17 protein-coding genes are annotated in these 18710 nt (G+C 40.9%); 8 read left to right on the top strand and 9 right to left on the bottom strand.

All coding sequences use genetic code 11. The annotated features are described in order from the left end of the window. Positions 1 to 447: 447 nt before the first annotated feature. The gene (gene dnaA, locus EJ419_RS04475; RefSeq protein WP_131284007.1) at positions 448 to 2025 is read right to left on the bottom strand and encodes a chromosomal replication initiator protein DnaA; all 1578 of its coding nucleotides are present in this window, start codon (positions 2023 to 2025) and stop codon (positions 448 to 450) included. 430 nt (positions 2026 to 2455) lie between these two features. Between dnaA and rpmH the strand changes: the two genes are divergently transcribed. From rpmH to EJ419_RS04435, 8 genes are all read left to right on the top strand, one after another. Beyond that, entirely contained in the window at positions 2456 to 2590 is a 135-nt protein-coding gene (rpmH, locus tag EJ419_RS04470) for a 50S ribosomal protein L34 (protein ID WP_007054596.1), read from the top strand. Between the two features lie 26 nt (positions 2591 to 2616). After that, positions 2617 to 3012: a ribonuclease P protein component gene (gene rnpA / locus EJ419_RS04465; RefSeq protein ID WP_131284005.1), complete on the top strand. Its 396-nt coding sequence runs from the start codon at positions 2617 to 2619 to the stop codon at positions 3010 to 3012. 1 nt (position 3013) lies between these two features. Next, on the top strand, positions 3014 to 3331 hold the full coding sequence (gene yidD / locus EJ419_RS04460; RefSeq protein WP_131284003.1) for a membrane protein insertion efficiency factor YidD: 318 nt from the start codon (positions 3014 to 3016) through the stop codon (positions 3329 to 3331). Then, positions 3328 to 4323, top strand: a complete 996-nt coding sequence (yidC, locus tag EJ419_RS04455; RefSeq protein WP_131284002.1) for a membrane protein insertase YidC — start codon at positions 3328 to 3330, stop codon at positions 4321 to 4323. Before yidD ends, yidC begins: the two co-directional genes overlap by 4 nt. A gap of 70 nt (positions 4324 to 4393) precedes the next feature. Further along, a complete protein-coding gene (locus EJ419_RS04450; protein ID WP_131284000.1) occupies positions 4394 to 4954 on the top strand; it encodes a Jag family protein in 561 nt (186 codons plus the stop codon). Beyond that, entirely contained in the window at positions 4947 to 5651 is a 705-nt protein-coding gene (rsmG, locus tag EJ419_RS04445) for a 16S rRNA (guanine(527)-N(7))-methyltransferase RsmG (protein ID WP_131283998.1), read from the top strand. Before EJ419_RS04450 ends, rsmG begins: the two co-directional genes overlap by 8 nt. Positions 5652 to 5663: 12 nt before the next feature. After that, positions 5664 to 6656 (top strand): ParA family protein, encoded by a 993-nt coding sequence (locus EJ419_RS04440; RefSeq protein WP_131283996.1) that lies wholly within the window; start codon positions 5664 to 5666, stop codon positions 6654 to 6656. A gap of 4 nt (positions 6657 to 6660) precedes the next feature. Beyond that, positions 6661 to 7830, top strand: coding sequence for a ParB/RepB/Spo0J family partition protein (locus tag EJ419_RS04435; protein ID WP_131283994.1), 1170 nt, complete (start codon positions 6661 to 6663; stop codon positions 7828 to 7830). Between the two features lie 79 nt (positions 7831 to 7909). Here EJ419_RS04435 and EJ419_RS04430 read toward each other — a convergent pair whose 3' ends face one another. The 8 genes from EJ419_RS04430 to murJ form a co-directional block, all read right to left on the bottom strand. Beyond that, on the bottom strand, positions 7910 to 8899 hold the full coding sequence (locus EJ419_RS04430; protein WP_205668821.1) for a zinc-binding dehydrogenase: 990 nt from the start codon (positions 8897 to 8899) through the stop codon (positions 7910 to 7912). Between the two features lie 61 nt (positions 8900 to 8960). Further along, positions 8961 to 10310 carry a replication-associated recombination protein A gene (locus EJ419_RS04425; protein ID WP_131283992.1) on the bottom strand — a complete coding sequence of 450 codons (1350 nt, stop codon included), beginning with the start codon at positions 10308 to 10310 and terminating at the stop codon, positions 8961 to 8963. A 32-nt stretch (positions 10311 to 10342) separates the two neighbouring features. Next, positions 10343 to 11152, bottom strand: a complete 810-nt coding sequence (locus EJ419_RS04420; protein WP_131283990.1) for a MerR family transcriptional regulator — start codon at positions 11150 to 11152, stop codon at positions 10343 to 10345. A 154-nt stretch (positions 11153 to 11306) separates the two neighbouring features. Then, positions 11307 to 12239: a thioredoxin-disulfide reductase gene (gene trxB / locus EJ419_RS04415; protein ID WP_131283988.1), complete on the bottom strand. Its 933-nt coding sequence runs from the start codon at positions 12237 to 12239 to the stop codon at positions 11307 to 11309. A gap of 147 nt (positions 12240 to 12386) precedes the next feature. After that, a complete protein-coding gene (locus tag EJ419_RS04410) occupies positions 12387 to 13376 on the bottom strand; it encodes a D-alanine--D-alanine ligase family protein (protein WP_240680332.1) in 990 nt (329 codons plus the stop codon). Between the two features lie 7 nt (positions 13377 to 13383). Beyond that, on the bottom strand, positions 13384 to 14676 hold the full coding sequence (locus EJ419_RS04405) for an aminotransferase-like domain-containing protein (RefSeq protein ID WP_131283986.1): 1293 nt from the start codon (positions 14674 to 14676) through the stop codon (positions 13384 to 13386). Positions 14677 to 14684: 8 nt separating this feature from the next. Beyond that, positions 14685 to 16910 (bottom strand): hypothetical protein, encoded by a 2226-nt coding sequence (locus tag EJ419_RS04400; RefSeq protein ID WP_131283984.1) that lies wholly within the window; start codon positions 16908 to 16910, stop codon positions 14685 to 14687. Between the two features lie 77 nt (positions 16911 to 16987). Beyond that, positions 16988 to 18709 (bottom strand): murein biosynthesis integral membrane protein MurJ, encoded by a 1722-nt coding sequence (murJ, locus tag EJ419_RS04395; RefSeq protein ID WP_131283982.1) that lies wholly within the window; start codon positions 18707 to 18709, stop codon positions 16988 to 16990. Position 18710: the final 1 nt, after the last annotated feature.

Here is an 18710-nt window from a genome sequence, read left to right as displayed (position 1 = left end):
TTAGAGATAAATAAGATAGTAGTAATAATAAGCACTGTGGAAAAGTGGATAATGAGCTTTTTCTGAGAGTTTGCAAGGTTTAAGAGCAGATAACGTTATGTGGATAACATGCTAAAAAATTGTGGATAAGTATGCTAGTTATGCACATGGTTCAGATACCCTTGAAATTATTAACATTTAGAGGATGCTTGTACACGAATTATGAACGGGTTATACACGGGTTTTTACGCATAATGTGAATAGTATTGTGGATAACTTTCATTAAAAATATTTTTTCTGTCGGCGTTTTGCTTCCATTTTTGATACGTAAATATACGTGAATAAAGCGAAATACAGTATGATGAGCTCATACAATTGTGCCCAGCAGGTCATATCACGTATCCTGCTGGACACATCAACTATTCAATGAGATTATTAATGTCACTGTTAGATTAACAACGCACAAAATTAACTATTAAAAGTACGATTTTGCTTGAGCTGCGTTGTCAAATCATTAACAGCGTTATAAGTTTCTGGCATTTCCTGCATCTCGGAAGAAATTTTTCGGCACGCATGCATTACAGTAGAGTGATCTCTTCCGCCAAATGTCGCGCCAATATCAACAAGAGACATCGATGTAAGTTCTCGAGATAAGTACATAGCAACTTGGCGTGCTTGTGCAACATTTTTTGTACGAGATGATCCTACAATATCCTCAAACGTGAGCTTATAATATTGTGCAACGAATGTAATAATATTCGTCGGAGTAATCTCTACAGTAGAGTTCGCAAAATCCTTGAGTGTCTGCTCAGCAAGATTCTTCGTAATAATTTGATTACTCAAACTTGCCATAGCAGATACACGAGTAAGAGCACCTTCGAGTACTCGAACATTATCAGTAACTTTTTCAGCGATTAGATTTAACACATCCATTGGTATATCGATGTGTTGTGCCTTTGCTTTCATACGCAAAATTGCTACACGAAGTTCATGAGAAGGTGGATCAATACTTACTGATAATCCTTGGCTAAATCGTGAAATCAAGCGGTCAGGAAGACCTTTAAGATTTTTTGGAGGCACATCAGAAGCTAAAACAATCTGCTTGCCTTGTTCATATAATTCATTAAAAGTGTTAAAGAATGCTTCGACGGTGGTATCGCGTCCAGCAATAAATTGGACATCATCAACGAGCAGAATATCTACACCGCGATATCTTCTGTTAAATTCCACCATTTCCGCGCGACGGCTACTTGCATTATTACCTAAAGCAATAACCAACTCGTTTGTAAATTCCTCTGAATTGGTATATCGAACTTTTAGACGTGGGTTAATAAGAAGAGCCTGATTTCCAATTGCATTAAGAAGATGAGTTTTACCAAGCCCGGAACCGCCATATATAAAGAGTGGATTGTATTCAAGGCCAGGTCGTTCTGCAGCAGCAAAAGCGATACTTTTCGCGAACTGATTTGACTCACCTGGAACGAAATTATCAAAACGAGCATTCTTATTAAGATGAGTAACTTCGTCGCGTGTATTCATTGGCATACCAAGACTTGGCGCCGCAATAACATCGGATTCTAAAGTATTACCATGCGTAATGTCTTCAGAAGAGTGGGTTGGTGAAATGACAGCATCTCGTGTACCAATAGCTGATGAATTATTAATGACAGATTCCTGAGTTGGAGGTGCAGCTGCAACTGGTACAGAAGGCACTTGTACAACTGGTTGTGGCATTTGTACAGGAATCTGAGAAGTACTTGTTCCTTCATTTTGCGTAAGAATTTGTGGATCAATCTGGACAACATATGTCATTGGTTGACCAGTAACTTGAGAAAAAGTTTGAGTGAGTGCAGTATGTAGTTTTTTCTCTATTACAGTTCGCGTTGATTCGCTAGAAACAGTGAGGACAACCATTGTCCCAAAAATATTTGTGGCTTTAATATCGTTAAGACATGCTACTTCGCGAAGTGTTAAATCGAGAGGTTGATCAAGCAGTAATTGGTATGCCTGATTCCACACTTCACCAGCGTTAGTCATGTCAGCCATCGATACCCCTCTTATATACGTCTATGAAACAATAAAATTTGAATACCGTATTGATATACAGTACTCAAATTTTGACCTTATCTATTTATACACCGACTTAAGCAAGTTATCCACAGTCAAGCGTGTTGTAATTACACAAATGTGAATAACAAGCATGTAATTTGTGGATAAGTGAATAAAGTTTTCCACAGAGTTATCGACATATTCACAAGGAAATGAGTGGATAACTACATGCGTGTAATTTTATTTGTGGATTGTGAAGATGGGTTTTCAACATAGGTGCATAATCTGTGGATAACCTGTGGATTTTGCGTGGACAACGCTGAAATGATTGAGAAAACTTGCCTCAGTACAGGGTTTCAAGTAATCTTGTAGAGATTGACTTAAAGGAAGCCGTGAAAGACACGGCAACATATGGGAGCGTTAAATTATGAAGCGTACATTCCAGCCAAACAACCGTCGTCGTCATATGAAGCACGGTTTCCGTTTGCGCATGCGTACCCGTTCGGGTCGCGCTGTTATTAATCGTCGTCGTGCAAAGGGTCGTAAGTCCCTTTCTGCATAACCCAAGCGTGAATTAAGCGCCTGACGGTGGAGCGGTTAAAAAGTCATAAGGACTTTACTGCTGTATTAAAGAAGCGTACAAAGGTTTCTTATAAAGATATAGTCGTTCATTTTGCGGTAACTTCTTATCCAGAAGATAACAAGCAAATGGACGACTTAGTCAGTTCTAAAGGGAGAAATCGCTTAGGACTAGCAGTGACGAAGTCTGTAGGAAATGCGGTTAAGCGCAATGCGGTTAAGCGCCGTTTTCGTGTACTCGCTCGCCGATATGAGAATGTTTTACCGCAAGGGTATAGCGTAGATATTGTGATGCGTGCTAAGCCTCATTGCTATAGTGCAGCTTTTGATGATCTTGATCAACAGGTTAATAAAAGTTTACACAAGATAGCTGAGTTAATTATTGCTTCTGAACTTAGGAAATAATATGAGCTTAGCAAGTAAAGGATTAATCTCTCTCATAGAGTGGTATCGCATTCATATTTCTGCTAATACAGCACCTACATGTAAGTATTATCCCACTTGCTCTACCTATGCTCTAACAGCTGTAGAACGTTTCGGCGCTATAAGAGGCGCGATACTCACTATTCTTCGTCTTTTGCGATGCAGGCCATGGTCACGTGGCGGTATCGATGATGTACCAGAAAAATTTTCGGTGTTCTATAGATTTTCATGGTCTAGTGCACATGAGGAACCTAGTATAGAACCTAAATATCATCCTTTCGAAAAGGAAACACAAGCATGAATCTCGATCAAGGTTTCTTCGGATTTATTTATAGAATTCTTTATCCGCTTGAGTGGTTAATGACACAGCTCATGGTTATTTATCACCGTATTTTTGAATTCTTAGGAATGAGCTCTGGTCCAGGTTTTGCTTGGGTATTGTCAATTATCTTCTTGACAATTACCGTTCGACTTGTCATCTTGCCATTCTTCGTACGTCAGATGACATCCATGAGTCGTATGCAGGCTCTTCAGCCACAAATGCAGAAAATTCAGAACAAATACAAGGGTAAGACAGATGCAGCTTCACGTGAAGCACAAAGTCGCGAAACGATGAAGCTGTATCAAGACAATAATGTTAATCCTATGGGTTCATGCGTTCCGGCCCTTATTCAGGGTCCTGTCTTTATGGCTTTGTTCTATATTCTGTCTGCGATTCAACCAATTGCTGAAGGTAAACGTGCTGATTTAGGTGGATTTACCAAGGAAATTGCTCAGCAGATCATGCATACTGAGGTATTTGGTACCCGAATTTCTTTGAATTTTGGTAGTGCTTCAGGTACCGGAAAAGTAATTATTGGTCTCTTCGTAGCATACATGTGTATTACTATGTTCCTCTCACAGTATTACAGCTTGCGTCGTAATATGCCTAAGGAATCAATTGGTACACAGCAATACAATACTCAGCGCATTATGGCGTTCATCTTCCCAGTAATGTATATCTTCTCAGGTATTGCATTCCCATTTGCAGTACTGGTTTACTGGGCTACAAATAACACGTGGACTCTTGTTCAGATGATTTTCCAAATCGAAAACTTCCCAACTCCAGGATCAGCTGCTTTTGAATCAAAGAAGAAGCGTGATTATAAGCGCGAAGCTGACCGCCGTGAGCGTCTTGGACTTCCAACAATTGAAGAGGAAGAATTGCAGAAGGCAAAAGAAGAGGCTGAGGTTATTAAGAAAAATGGTGGTAATCAGCGTCAACAACCTTCACGCAAAAAGAACAAGCGATAATGTTTCACGTGAAACATGTCACGCATAAATACTCATACAGCGCTAAACTGAAAGTAATGTAAGGAGCATTATGGATCAGAACACTGAAGTAGATCGCGAACAGCTCAATGAAGAAGCTGATATCGCAGCTGATTACCTTGAGGGGTTACTCGATATCGTTGATTATGAAGGCGATATTGAGATGGGAATTCGTCAAGGTCACCCAGTTGTGCAAATTGTCGCGGATGATGATACTGATATTCGTAACCTCATTGGTCGCGATGGTCAAGTAGTTAATGCATTGCAGCTTTTAACTCGTTTGGCCGTGCAGCAGTCCACAGGTGAGAGGTCGCGAATTATCGTTGATATTGATGGCTATCTCAAGAAGAAGCGAGATCGTATCGTCTCGCTAACCCTTGATGCTGTTCAAGAAGTTCTTGAAACAGGAGAGCCAGTAAATCTTCAACCAATGAATTCTTATGAACGAAAGATTGTTCATGATGTAGTTCGTGAGGAAGGTTTGAAGTCCCGCTCTCATGGAGTAGATCCAAAGCGTTATGTAACCGTATATCAAAAGCAAAATTCAGAGGAATTGAATGAATCTGTAGCTACCGATAATGGTGACGATGCTATGGAAGAGTACGATGACTGACGTTCTTTCTTCTTCTCCGATTCCTGAGCAAGTACTAGGTGAATCGTATGAGAAACTCGCTCTTTTTCATGAAAAATTAGAGAGAGAAGGTGAATTGCGCGGAATTATCGGTCCTCGTGATGTAGATATAATTTGGGAACGACACATTCTTAATTCGGCTGCTCTTGTACCATTCATTAAGAAAGAAATTAATTCTTTGGAAATACTGAAACCAATTATTGGTGATATCGGTAGTGGTGGCGGATTCCCAGGAATTATCATTGGTACATGTTTGAGTGATATTGATGTATATCTTGTTGAGCCAATGGAACGTCGTATAGAATGGTTGAACGAGGTTGTTGCTGAGTTGAATTTGACGAATGTTCACGTTATCAGAGCAAGAGCGCAAGAAGTTATTCCAGGAAAAGAAAGTAATGACGTTAAACGCTTTCTTCCTAAAAACTACCGTGGATTTGACATAGTTACATGTAGGGCCGTGGCTCCAATGACAAAACTTACCGGGATGGTTTTTCCTCTTATAACATCAGGTGGAAAACTAGTTGCTTTGAAAGGCAGAAGTGTTGATACTGAGCTAGAAAAAGCGGCAAAAGAAATGAAGAAGTATCATGCTGTCTCACCACATATTTTTGATGCTCCTGTTGCGCAAGGATTGGAATCTACTCGGGTTCTTGTCGTAAATAAGTCTAGTAAGAAATAAACGGAGGTAAAAATGAGCGATGTTTCACGTGAAACATTACATGATGATAATCCTCAGTTTGAAACTGCTACTGATGTAATTCAGCGTATTTTTAAGAATTCATCAGACGGTTCCTCCGTGGGAATGGCGATTGCTGATGAGAAAAAGAGGTTAAATCAACTTTCACAGCAAAAATTTAATAAGCCGCAATCCACTCGATTTATCGCCGTAGCAAATCAAAAAGGTGGTGTGGGTAAGACTACATCATCAGTTAATCTTGCTGCAGCATTTGCTGAATCAGGGATGAATGTTCTTGTTTTAGATATGGATCCTCAGGGAAATGCTTCTACTGCGTTGGGTGCTGAGCATGGATCTGGTATTCTCTCTTTATATGATGTTATAGAGGGACGTGCAGAAATTTCTGAAGCAATTCAAGTGTGTCCAGATTTTGAAAATTTAGATATAGTACCCTCTAATATCGATTTATCTGGAGCTGAACTCGAAATCGCACAGCTCGACAACCGTGTATATTTACTCAGAGACAGTCTACGTGAATTTATTAGTACAAGTCATAAACATTATGATTATGTCATTATAGATTGTCCACCAAGTTTAGGTTTGCTGGTATTAAATTCGCTATGTGCTGTACATGAAGTAGTTATTCCAATTCAGGCAGAGTATTATGCATTGGAGGGCTTGGGACAACTTTTAAGAACTATTCAATTAGTTCAAAAAGGGATGAATAGGGAACTTGTTATTTCAGCCATACTTATTACGATGTATGATAAGCGAACGTTGTTAAGCCAAGAAGTCTACCAAGAAGTCGAACAACATTATGCATCGTTGCTTTTAAAAACCACAATTCCGCGTTCTGTACGCATTTCTGAAGCACCGAGTTTCGCTCAATCTGTTATAGCATATGATCCCCGCGGTTTGGGAGCAATTGCATATCGAGAAGCTGCGTTAGAAATTAATAAAAAAAGTACGAATATTTTCAATCTTTTAGATCGCTTGAAGAAGGAGTAATAAAATGCCAGGACGTTCTCGACTTGGAAAAGGCCTTGGAGCACTCTTCCCAACGATTAATGATGAAGGTTTAACGGAAGATGTTTCACGTGAAACATTAGAAGAGGATTTATCTGTGGAAGAAAAGAATAAGAAGCCACAGGCTCAAAAGAGTAAGAAAAAATCTTCTCGTGCTACCATGCCTAGTGTTGAAATCTCTTCCCCGTATAGCGATGAGGAAGAGCGCCCTGAAATCCCGTCTTTGGAAAATTCAATTCCACGGTATGAATCAACTGCAGCATTAGATGCATTACTTTCTTCGACAGAAGGTGCGAGTGTTATTTCAGGACTAAAGCCAGTGCATGGGGCATATCTTACTGAAATTAAACTTGATGATATCGTAGCGAATGAACATCAGCCTCGCCAAATTTTTGATGAAGATGATTTATTAGAACTTTCTAATTCCATCAAGGAAGTCGGTGTTCTTCAGCCAATCGTTGTTCGTGAAGTAGATTCAAATACTCATGACGGTCATCATTACGAACTCATTATGGGTGAGCGTCGTACACGTGCAAGTCGCTTAGCGGGATTAGAAAAAATTCCTGCGATAGTTAAAACCACTGATGATACTGAGATGTTACGTGATGCATTGCTTGAAAATCTTCATCGCGTAGCTCTTAATCCTTTGGAGGAAGCAGCAGCATATCAGCAGATGCTCAAAGAATTTGGATTAACGCAAGAGCAGCTCGCTCAAAGTGTGTCAAAATCTCGACCACAAATTACGAATACTTTGCGACTACTTCAATTACCTGGATCTGTACAGAAAAAGGTTGCTGCTGGAGTTCTTTCGGCTGGTCATGCTCGAGCTCTTCTCTCGTTAGAATCAGCGGAGGATATGGAATCATTAGCAAATAGAATTATTGCGGAAGGTTTGTCTGTACGCAGTACTGAAGAGTTAGTGGCAATGAAAAATGGTACAGGTGAGAAGAAAAAGACTCGAGCTGTACGTGTAAACCCTTGGGAAAATTCCGATTTAGTAATGCGACTAGAAAATCGATTTGATACACGAGTAGCGATTAAAGGTACAGCTAAGCGTGGTCGAATCGAGATTACGTTCACATCACAAGAAGACTTGGATAGAATTTTGAATGTACTTAATCAAGAAAATTCTTCCACATCTGATGGTTGGATGTAAGAAGAAATAATAATGTTTATATAGTAATAGGGCGGACATCTACATCCGCCCTATTCTATCTGTATGGAAAATATTTGTATTAAAGTACTACAACATGTTTACCTACGAATTTACCAGATTCGAGGTTAATATGTGCCTGGCTAACTTCTTCTAGTCCATGATAAGTATGCGCTATTGGAATCTTTATTTCTCCCTGTTCGATTTTTTGTAAGATATCGTTCAGTGCTTGCGCAGGCAGATCTCTTACTTCTCCAGCATAGCTTGTGAGATATTTTCCTTGAGGAATCATAAATGGAGAAAATTCCTTCACTGTCCAGGAACCAGAAAGCGCTCCAGTGAAGCATGCATAACCGCCATCTTTTAAGAAACTCATATCTTGATGAAGTGTTGTCATACCTACTAATTCGAGAACTTTATCTACACCATCAGGAGCAATATCGTATATGGTTTCCTCGAGTGAGCTGTCATCAAGTACAGGGTAATCACAACCATAGTCTCGCAAATCCTGCAATTTAGTCTGAGATCGAGTAGTTGCTATAACAGTTGCTCCCATAGAATGTGCTAATGCAATGGACATGAGACCAACAGTGGAGCTACCACCACGAATTAAAATTGTATCATCAGCTTTAATTCGTAAACCTGAATGTAAAGACCCGTATGAGGTTTGTGTCATTTCAGGAATCGCGCCTAGAATTGACCAATCAAGAGAGGAATCAAATGGAATAAGTAAATCTTCACGAACTAGAGTGTACTGTGCATATGATCCATCAGTCTGACGACCAAGACCACCCATCATTGTTGCGACTTTCTGCCCAACTGACAAGGTGCTGCCTTCGGCTACCTGAGCAATTTCGCCAACTCCCTCAATTCCAAGAATGCGTGGGAAGGTAAAATCAGGAGAAGATTCTCCTTTTCTGCTTGTAACTTCAGACTCATTAACTCCAAATGCACGAATTTTAATAAGAGCGTATCCAGGTTTAACTTGTGGAATAGGTACTTCAACAGGGATCAATTCCTCGGGATTGCATGGTTGAGTTAATTGAATAGCTTTCATTGTCTGAGTGGTCATGGTTATCCTTTCGTTAGCATTATTGTCCGCTATGACGTTACGTTATAGTCAAGGTGGCGTGTCATATTTTTTCAGTGGTGCTATGTGTTTCAGAATCTGTCGAATGATGCTGTTTCCAATTAGTAATGTACTGCAGTCTTTCTTTAAAACGCTTTTCATTCCCCTCATCTGTAGGGTGATAATAGCTATGGCCTACGAGATTATCGGGCATAGTTTGCATATCAGTGAGTTTATCTTCATAAAAATGAGCCAACTGATAACCCTTTCCATAACCAATATTCTTCATAAGTTTCGTTGTCGCATTTCGAAGATGAAGAGGAACTGGTTCGTTCATAGTATTCTTCACATCACGTATTGCATTTATACGAGCTTTATAGACTGAATTTGATTTTGGAGCGAGTGATAAATAAATCACTGCTTCAGTCAGATGAACATCACACTCGGGAACTCCAAGAAATTGGCAGGCTTGATACACCTGAATGGCAAGAGTTAAAGCATGAGTATCAGCTAGGCCGATATCTTCACTTGCAAAACGAACAAGTCGTCTTGCAATATACAAAGGATCTTCACCTCCATCAAGCATTCGGCTCATCCAATACACTGCGGCATCAGGATCGCTGTTCCTCATAGACTTATGAAGAGCAGAAATAATATTATAATGTTCTTCGCCAGTCTTATCGTAGAGTAGCATTTTCTTGTCGAGTAAATCAGATAAAACATTCTCATCAATAGTAATGGTATGTGCATGCTGATGTCCATTACGTACTGCAAGTTCTAAAGTATTGAGAGCTGTGCGAGCATCGCCATTTGCATAAACTGCAATGGTTGTTAATATGTCATCTGAAATGGAGACGGTTGTAGGAAAAACATCAGTATCGTTAAGAACATGATTAAGTAGGTGGACGAGATCATCGGCCTGTAACTGATTGAGAACGAATACCTTACAGCGTGACAAGAGAGCACTATTTACTTCAAATGACGGATTTTCTGTCGTAGCTCCGATGAGAATTATGCTTCCTTTTTCTACGAACGGTAGGAATGCATCTTGTTGAGCCTTGTTAAAACGATGAATTTCATCAATAAAAACTATAGTGCGTGAGCCCAGCTGACGATTATCTTCCGCCTCTTGCATAATAGTTCGAATTTCCTTGATACCTGAAGTTACTGCGGAAAAAGTGATGAACGTGGATTGTGTTTGATGCGCGATAATATTAGCCAAAGTTGTTTTTCCGACGCCCGGAGGTCCCCAAAATATCATCGAGGATAGCTGACCTTGCTCAATCATTGTTCGCAGAATTTTACCGTCACCGATAAGATGTTGCTGTCCAAAGAAGTCATCAAAACTTTTCGGACGTACTCTAGAGGCAAGTGGTTGTGTTGAATCGTTAATATTGTCAAAAAGAGTTGGCATGATGTCCTGTATTTTTCTTTTTATTTTTCTTTTTATTTTTCTTTAATTTGGTACATTAAAATTTGATCGCGAGATGAACCGTTGCTAATTAAGGTATTTTGCGCATTTAATTGCCGTAGATAGTTATGAGTAAGCAGTTGATGTTCTTTCGAAAAATTCGTAAGCTTTTCGAGCCCGTCCATAATACCTTTTTCAGAAGTATGAACCTTAATTGCGATATATCGGCCTGCTGGCTTTTCGATTTTCGTTACGACATTATGAGGTTCAAATGGGACAGTCTCTTTTATAAAGCGGAATTCTGATGTCATATATTTTGTGTAATGAGAAAGTGATAGATGAGTAATAAAGCCAGATTGGCTTGGAATTTGATGTATAAATTCTCCTAGATTATCCATAAATTGAGTATATATACGCGCAATCTCGTCAGGAGTACAATCAACTTTGAGATCAGTGCACCAATATTCTTGCTTATCACAATATATTTCCGTTACTTCTTCCGTGGATAAATCGGTATCATGTTCAGCAGTGGTGGATTTAAGGGTAAGTAACTCGTTCAGAAGTTTCAATCGCTTGATTTCGTCTTGTATCTTCGTTTGATAAATCTTCATATAAGAGTCATACTCGTGCGGTGATGAATTAAGTAATTGCTGAATTTCCTGTAACGATAATCCAAGTTGACGAAGTCCTGAGATAATCTCGAATTGATAAATTTGATCGGCATCATAGTATCGGTAACCGTTATCTTCAATAATTGATGGGGAAAAAATTCCTTTTTCATCGTAAAATAATAGTGTTCGCCGTGTTGTATGTGCGAGCTTAGCAAATTCTGATATTTTGAGCATTACATTCCTTCACTTTTAATTACAACAATTCTAAACTATTACCTAACGTCATAGTCAATATAAAGGTGTGTTACGTGTAAAAGCAAAGTTATCTGTAAAAAAAGTGCAGTCCTCAAAAATGAGAACCGCACTCTATAAATATCTTCGATATAGATTAATGCTCCATTAAATACGCTTGAGCATCTAATGCAGCTTGGCACCCAGCACCTGCGGCGACAATTGCCTGACGATAAACCTTGTCTACTGCATCGCCAGCTGCGAATACGCCTGGAACTGATGTTTGAGTTCCTTTACCCGAAGGAACTATATATCCTTCGTTATCGAGCTCAACAGAGCCCTTCAAGAAATCTGATTGAGGTATATGGCCGATTGCAATGAAAAGACCCTTTACGGACATGGTCGATTCTGAACCATCGACTGTATTACGAAGCTTAATAGATTGAACTCCATTGTCATCGTTGCCGAGAACTTCAGTTACTTCGGTATTCGTAATTATAGTAATCTTTTCATTATTCTTAGCTCTTTCAAGCATAACTTTTGATGCACGGAAATTCTCACTACGATGAATAAGAGTTACAGAAGAGCCATAGCGTGATAAGAAATCAGCTTCTTCCATAGCCGAGTCACCACCGCCTACAACTACAATTGGTTGATCCTTAAAGAAGAATCCATCACATGTGGCACAGTATGAAACACCGCGACCTGAGAATTCTTCTTCTCCAGGGATGTCCAAATGACGATAGGATGCTCCTGTTGCGATGATGACAGTCCTGGCCTCATATGTTTCGCCCATATCCGTCGTTACGATTTTCGTATCACCACTAAAATCTACTGAGACGACATCGTCGTATTCAACTTCTGCGCCAAACTTTTCAGCTTGCTCGCGCATATTGTCCATTAAATCAGGTCCCATGATTCCTTCTGGAAAACCTGGGAAATTTTCTACTTCAGTAGTATTAATAAGCTGACCGCCAGGAGCAAGTGCGCCAGCAATGACGAGTGGTTTATATCCTGCTCGTGCTAAATACAAAGCTGCGGTATATCCGGCTGGTCCTGAGCCAATGACGATGGCGTTACGAACAGTCATCTTATCTCCTGTACATCTTAAATTCGTAAAATATGAACTATGCTATATGCCATAACATTACATGAGCGAACACTATTCCGCGTTCGCTCATGGTGTGATATTTCTTACTCTTGTATGTGATTCTGCATGTGAATCTGAGTAGAACTTTTACAGTGAGCTCTTCTCATGCGGTACATTACGGTTCTGACTGAGAACGGATTCGACAATGCGTGAATATAAGTCGCCCAAATTAAAACCTGCAGCTACTGCTTGACGAGGAAGAATTGACACGTCGGTCATTCCAGGTGTTACATTTGCTTCTAGGAACTGTGGAATCCCATCGCGATCAACGATAAAATCAATACGAGAAATATCGCGCATCCCTAATACTTGGTATGCAGTTAATGCATCATCCTTAACTCTTTCAAGGACATCAGAATCAAGGCGGGCTGGAACGATAAATTCGGTTTCTCCAGGAGTATATCGTTCTGAATAGTCGTAGATACCGTGTGGAGTGCTAATTTCCAAAGCCGGAAGAGCAATAATTTCATCACCTGTATCAAGAATAGAAACGGAAACTTCTGTTCCTTCTACAAAATGTTCAATGAGTGCAGTGTGAGCATAAGCGAAACAATCGACGAGTGCCTGTGGTAACTGTGCAATGTCATGAACAACGGTACATCCCAGTGCACTTCCGCCCATACTAGGCTTAACGATAAGAGGCAATCCCAATGAGTTTACAATATGATTAATAATTGGCTGCACACCAAGCTCACGGAATACTTCTTGTGGAAGGGTTACGGAATGAGGAGTATGAAGACGCCCAATTTTTCGCACGATATTCTTTGCAATAGGCTTGTTCCATGCCAACATAGATGCTTTTGCACGTGAACCGATGTATGGTAAATCAACCATTTCAAGAACGTCTCGGATTGAACCATCTTCGCCGTAAGAACCATGGAGAAGTGGCCATACGATATCGGGACGTGTCGCTGGATCAGTGAGAAAATCGAGCAATGCATTATCTACATCATGAATTGCTACATCCCATTTTCCAGTATCTTCAAGGAAACCAGCAACACGATGACCAGAGCTCAAAGATACGTCGCGTTCGTGACTAAGACCTCCACATAAAACAAGTACACGAGGATTCATCATTGTCTCCTTAATTTTCTGGCTTAATAACAGGGATAGTGGATGTACTAGTAGTTCCAAATAGTTGTGCGGTAGCGAGTTCTTCATCTACTACTGTAGATAGACGACGAATTCCTTCTACAATCCTCTCTTCAGTTGGATAGCAGAAACTCAGACGCATGTGATCTGCGCCTTCTCCTGTATCGTAAAATGCTGTGCCAGAGACGTAAGCTACACGAGCTGTGATAGCGCGTGGAAGCATAGCTTTTGCATCCAAACCTTCAGGAATTTTCAGCCAAATATAGAAGCCACCTTGTGGTTTATTCCAAGAGCAATACGGCATGTAAGTACGCAATGCTTGATCCATGGTTTCACAACGGGATTTATACATACCACGGTATTCCTCAATTTGTTTCTTCCAGTCGAAGTTATCGAGATATGTAGAAATCGTCATCTGACTCATATTAGAAGGGCTTAATATAGACGATTCGTTAGCGAGAACAAGCTTCTGACGAATTCCAGGAGGAGCAATCATCCATGCTACGCGCATTCCAGGGGCAATAATTTTAGAGAAGCTACTGAGATAAACGACATTATCTGGATCCATTGAACGTAACGCAGGATACGTCTTATTATCAAAAGAAAGAAGACCATACGGATTGTCTTCAACGACAAGCACGTGATATTTGCGTGCAATTTCAAGGATACGAGTACGACGTTCGATACTCATCGTAACACCAGCTGGATTATGGAAAGTTGGAACGGTATAGAGGAATTTTACTCGTTTGCCTTGTGCTATAGCGTACTTAATTGATTCCTCGAAAGATTCCGGAATAAGACCATCAGCATCCATATGAGCATTAATTACTTCTGCTTGGAAACTCTTAAATACGCCAAGTGCTCCAACGTAATTTGGATCTTCAGCGATAATAACATCCCCTGGATCACACATTAAACGAGTGATAAGATCTAAGCCATTTTGTGATCCATTGGTGATAACTACATCATCAGCTTGAGCATCGGTGATATGCTCAAGACGAACGATATCAAGAATACGTTCACGCAAATGAGCATTACCCTGTGCACTACCATATTGCCAAGCGTGCGAACCCTCCTCGCGAAGCATCTTTGCCACAAGCTCTGAGAGCTCATCGAATGGTAAGAAATCCAAATACGGCATACCACCAGCAAGTGAGACAACTTCTGGTCTGCTCGCAACTGCAAAAAGAGCACGAATTTCTGATGCGCGCATATCTTCCGCACGTGAAGCATAAGAGCCATACCATGGATCATTTTTAATGATGTGGGGAGTATTATTCGTCATGCTTCTCCTTAATAGAATGCATAGTGGGTAAGGCGGATAACTTGTGGAAGAGTTGTAGCATCTGTTCCATCTATCCATACAACGAAAGTTGTAGCAGTTACTGGTTTCTTAAAGATAACATTAGTTGGCTGACCATTACTTGCGAAGCTAAATGATGCAACTTCCGTCCCTGAACGTGGATCGTCGGTAGTTGGATCGGAGTACACATGAACTTGACCACCGCCAGTTTGATTCCCAATTTCCATGCGCCAAATAGTGGTCGGCTGATCAAATGCGAAGGAATAGCCCCAGCCTCGTACTCCGCCTGGTCGTTCAAGATAGGTATATCCACGAGGAGTAATTACTGTGGAATTGCCTGTTCCTGCTGGAGTAGGGACGGCGGATACAGACTTTTCGCGCGGTAATTTCTGAGCTCTGATAGCATTATCGTCAAATGAAGGTGCAGATTTTTTAGACGATGATGCGTTCTGCTTATTATCTTGAGAAGATGACTCTTGTGACTGGGAAGAGTCATCTCCTGAAGCAGATTCCTTCTGAGCGTCCTTAGTATCCGCTTGCTTAGAATCGTTTGCAGCTGGCTCATTACTGCCCTTATTATTTTCCTGTCCAGGGAAGCGAACAGTTTCTTGAGAAATTTGAGACCATGGATCAGAATTTCCGTTAAAACTATTGCGACCGGCAGTTAATGAATATACAGCAACAATAACTAAAACAAGTAATATGACTAATACGCCTGTAATAGCAGCGGCTCGTGTACGTAATAGTGGCAGAGCGCGCTTCCATAATTGTTCAAAAGGATTATGGCTTGTGTGCGCAGACTCTGAAACCTGCTCTTGTGATAACAGTGATTGAGATGAAATTTGAGGCGATGAGGTATTTCGTTTCTGATTAGCTCGTGGAGCGAAGCTCGGAGGAATTACCTCTGTTTGTGGCTCGTATATAGATGTTTCACGTGAAACATTATTGTGTGAATTATCCTGTGACACGCGACTCGAAGTACCAAAAGATCCAGTAGCAATAGAATCTTGAGGCGTATTAGCACCTTCCGCAGTAGGACTTGTAGAAGAATTTTCCGAAGCAATTGAATTTTGGGCTGCAATACGAATAGCCTGCGTATTCATACCCTCAGTTCGAGTATCCGAATCTACATAATCATTAAAATCATATGGATCATAGACGCGTTCAAGTTTTGTCGCATCCAGCTCCCCTAAAGCGTGGAATAAGTCTGTCGATGTATCGGGTTTAGTAATATCTATTGGTCCGTTTCCACTGAAAATTAATTCAGAAGCGCTCCATTGTTGGAATGACTCTTTGTCAGAATTGACATCAGGATTTTCCCGAAGGGAACGTGGAATAGGTGCAATGGCTTTTGCATCTACGCGTCGCAAAACTGCTTGCATAATAGATGGCGCAGAGGTTGGTTCACCAGTGAGGTTGATGTGAATTTGTGGATGCTTGGCAAGTTCATGTAAAGGCTCATACTCGTCAAGTAAGAAACTCATCTCGAGCAGAGTTACCAGAGGGACGGGGGTACGTCCTTTACTATCTGGTAGACCAAGTCCACGTGTGCAAATAAGTTCCAAATCAGCTGGAGCATTTGCCTCTTGAAGCATTTTCCTGCCGTGAGTAGCCAGTAAAGAAGTGTATGCTGTGCCAGTTAACAGTTCAAATGCTAGAGCTGCAATTTGATAAACCATGACACTTTCCACATCGTGATTTGTGGCTTGTAGACGTGGAGCAGTTGGTGGAAGTAAAGCTGCTGAAATAGGGAAATTTGCTAGAATCACTCGATCTTCAGTTAGACGAACGGTGATATCGTCAAGACAATAATGTGCTTGATTATTGTCATCAAGATTTTTACAAATCTCTGTAACCTCGCCAATTATTGAGCGAGCTGCTTGTGTAGTAAGAGGATATTCTTCATGGTCTTCGCGGGAATGTGTTAAATAATCGCGAATGGTAATTCCCGAGTCCGCATCGGAAACAATAACACATACTTCACCGTCGCGATACAAATGCAGAACGCGTGTGAAATGAGGATCCTGTGATAGAGCTAATGCTGAAGCTGCTGCATTAACTCGTGAAATAATAGTTGAGTTTGCCACGACGAAAATTTGGCAGCTACGCCCTAGCGTGCTGTCATGCGCAATCCATACAGAAAAACTTGGTTCGTCTCGTAAAACTTCAACCAAGCGGAAGCGATCAAGGAGTACATCGCCGACTGAAAAATTCATTACATCTCTCTATATGCTGGTATCCGGATTCTTCTTCTTATTCTAGCGATGGGGGTGGCGTAAAGGGAGGCGAAATTCTACTCGTTTGTGGAGGTAATGTCAGAGCTTTGAGAAGGAAGAATCTTACGTACGATAGACCCCACAAATGGGATACGATCGAGCTCGAATCGAGTAATAATTGCGTTCATCCCATCGATATATTCATGGGTGTTAAGTACAAGTAAGATCGCGGAATAAACGATAAAAGCAACGATGGTAGTCAGTGCACAGATGATAACTGCGGAGAACCATCCGAAACGACCATGAGCAGTCTGGGGATTGAATTGCAAAAAATCACTTAATCCTTGGGATGTAAGTTCACTTATAATGTATGTAGCTACACTGGCAATAAGAATTTTGATATGGGTTACAACAAATTTGCCAATACGGAACTTTCCCCTAAATCGGCGATATACCATAACAAGTAAAACAGGTATGCACAACATGTAGCTGATACTGACTGCAAGACCAAGTAAAGGTGTCTGCACGCGTGGATTAGCAAAACGCCATGCTCCAATTTGGATAATAAGCATAAGACCGCTTTGAACAGCAGCGATTATGAACGGACTCTTCCCATCCTCGAAGGCGTAAAAAGCGCGTTGTGCAAGCAATACAAGAGAAGTAAACGGCAATCCAAGAGTGAGGAAGAAAATGATAGGACTCATTAAAATCATCTGATCGCCATCAATTGATGGGAGGAAAACTGCGCTCAATTGTAAAGGCAAAGCGAGCATGAGTGATGTAAAGAAGCACATGATTAAACTAGACGAGCGCATAGTTCGATTAACGACATCTGCTGCTTTTTCTATATGTCGTTCTGCAATAAGATTTGAAATCTGTGGGAAAGTAGCTGTAGCAAGCGAAACCGCAAATAGCGAGTATGGCAAAATGTATATACTCATTGCGTTTTGATATGAACCATTTCCGGCTACATTGAACGCATCATTCGCGGCAAGCGGTGCACCAGAAGCGATACGAGATGTGATGATTGACGTAATTTGCGTCATAATCGTAATGGCTAAGCTCCATACAGCGACGTGTCCCATCGACCGTAGACCAATTCCGCGGAAACCCCAGGAGAATCTAAAATGGTATCCACTGCGAATAAGTGGAATAAAGAGTAATAACGCTTGGACAGCGACACCAAGTGTCCATGCTCCTGCGGTAAGGGCAATTTTATCCGTCGTCCAAAAATCGAGTGGCTGGCGCGAGGCATTACCAAAAAGAACAAGGAAAATAATAAAACCGGCTGAACTGACAATATTTGCGGCCACTGAGCTCCATGCGTACATAGCGAATTTATCTTTAGCAGCTAAGATTTGCCCTAAAACGGTGTATAAACCGTAGAAGAAAATTTGCGGTGTACACCACAAAGTGAAACCGTTGGCTAGCGCTCGCTGTGGTCCTGTCCACGAGGCACTCAAAAAGATAGATGTAATGATATTTGTCCCTAACATCATTAACACAGTAATCCCAAGAAGAATGAGGATACTTAATGTAACGAGCTTATCGAGATGTTTCTTAGAATCTTTAGATTTAAGGGTACGAACGATTTGGGGCACAAGAATTGCGTTAAAAAGACCGCCTGAAATAAGGGTATAGATAATTTGAGGGACCGATGAACCAGTTTGGTATGCGTTTGCAGCGATGCCTGTAGTACCGACAGCGGCTGCAAGCAATACAGTACGAATCATTCCGGTTAACCTTGACGCCAAGGTACCAGAGGCCATGATTAGTGAATTTTTACCTACAGAGCTCACG

Origin of the sequence: Alloscardovia theropitheci (assembly GCF_004332295.1) — a bacterium.
Lineage (GTDB): Bacteria > Actinomycetota > Actinomycetes > Actinomycetales > Bifidobacteriaceae > Alloscardovia > Alloscardovia theropitheci.
Note: the sequence above shows the minus strand (reverse complement) of the source record. Positions and strands in the feature narration are given on the sequence as shown.

Coding starts and splice junctions, on each gene's coding strand:
- dnaA (WP_131284007.1), bottom strand. CDS start 2,025: ATGGCTGACATGACTAACGCTGGTGAAGTGTGGAATCAGGCATACCAA.
- rpmH (WP_007054596.1), top strand. CDS start 2,456: ATGAAGCGTACATTCCAGCCAAACAACCGTCGTCGTCATATGAAGCAC.
- yidD (WP_131284003.1), top strand. CDS start 3,014: ATGAGCTTAGCAAGTAAAGGATTAATCTCTCTCATAGAGTGGTATCGC.
- yidC (WP_131284002.1), top strand. CDS start 3,328: ATGAATCTCGATCAAGGTTTCTTCGGATTTATTTATAGAATTCTTTAT.
- EJ419_RS04450 (WP_131284000.1), top strand. CDS start 4,394: ATGGATCAGAACACTGAAGTAGATCGCGAACAGCTCAATGAAGAAGCT.
- rsmG (WP_131283998.1), top strand. CDS start 4,947: ATGACTGACGTTCTTTCTTCTTCTCCGATTCCTGAGCAAGTACTAGGT.
- EJ419_RS04440 (WP_131283996.1), top strand. CDS start 5,664: ATGAGCGATGTTTCACGTGAAACATTACATGATGATAATCCTCAGTTT.
- EJ419_RS04435 (WP_131283994.1), top strand. CDS start 6,661: ATGCCAGGACGTTCTCGACTTGGAAAAGGCCTTGGAGCACTCTTCCCA.
- EJ419_RS04430 (WP_205668821.1), bottom strand. CDS start 8,899: ATGACCACTCAGACAATGAAAGCTATTCAATTAACTCAACCATGCAAT.
- EJ419_RS04425 (WP_131283992.1), bottom strand. CDS start 10,310: ATGCCAACTCTTTTTGACAATATTAACGATTCAACACAACCACTTGCC.
- EJ419_RS04420 (WP_131283990.1), bottom strand. CDS start 11,152: ATGCTCAAAATATCAGAATTTGCTAAGCTCGCACATACAACACGGCGA.
- trxB (WP_131283988.1), bottom strand. CDS start 12,239: ATGACTGTTCGTAACGCCATCGTCATTGGCTCAGGACCAGCCGGATAT.
- EJ419_RS04410 (WP_240680332.1), bottom strand. CDS start 13,376: ATGATGAATCCTCGTGTACTTGTTTTATGTGGAGGTCTTAGTCACGAA.
- EJ419_RS04405 (WP_131283986.1), bottom strand. CDS start 14,676: ATGACGAATAATACTCCCCACATCATTAAAAATGATCCATGGTATGGC.
- EJ419_RS04400 (WP_131283984.1), bottom strand. CDS start 16,910: ATGAATTTTTCAGTCGGCGATGTACTCCTTGATCGCTTCCGCTTGGTT.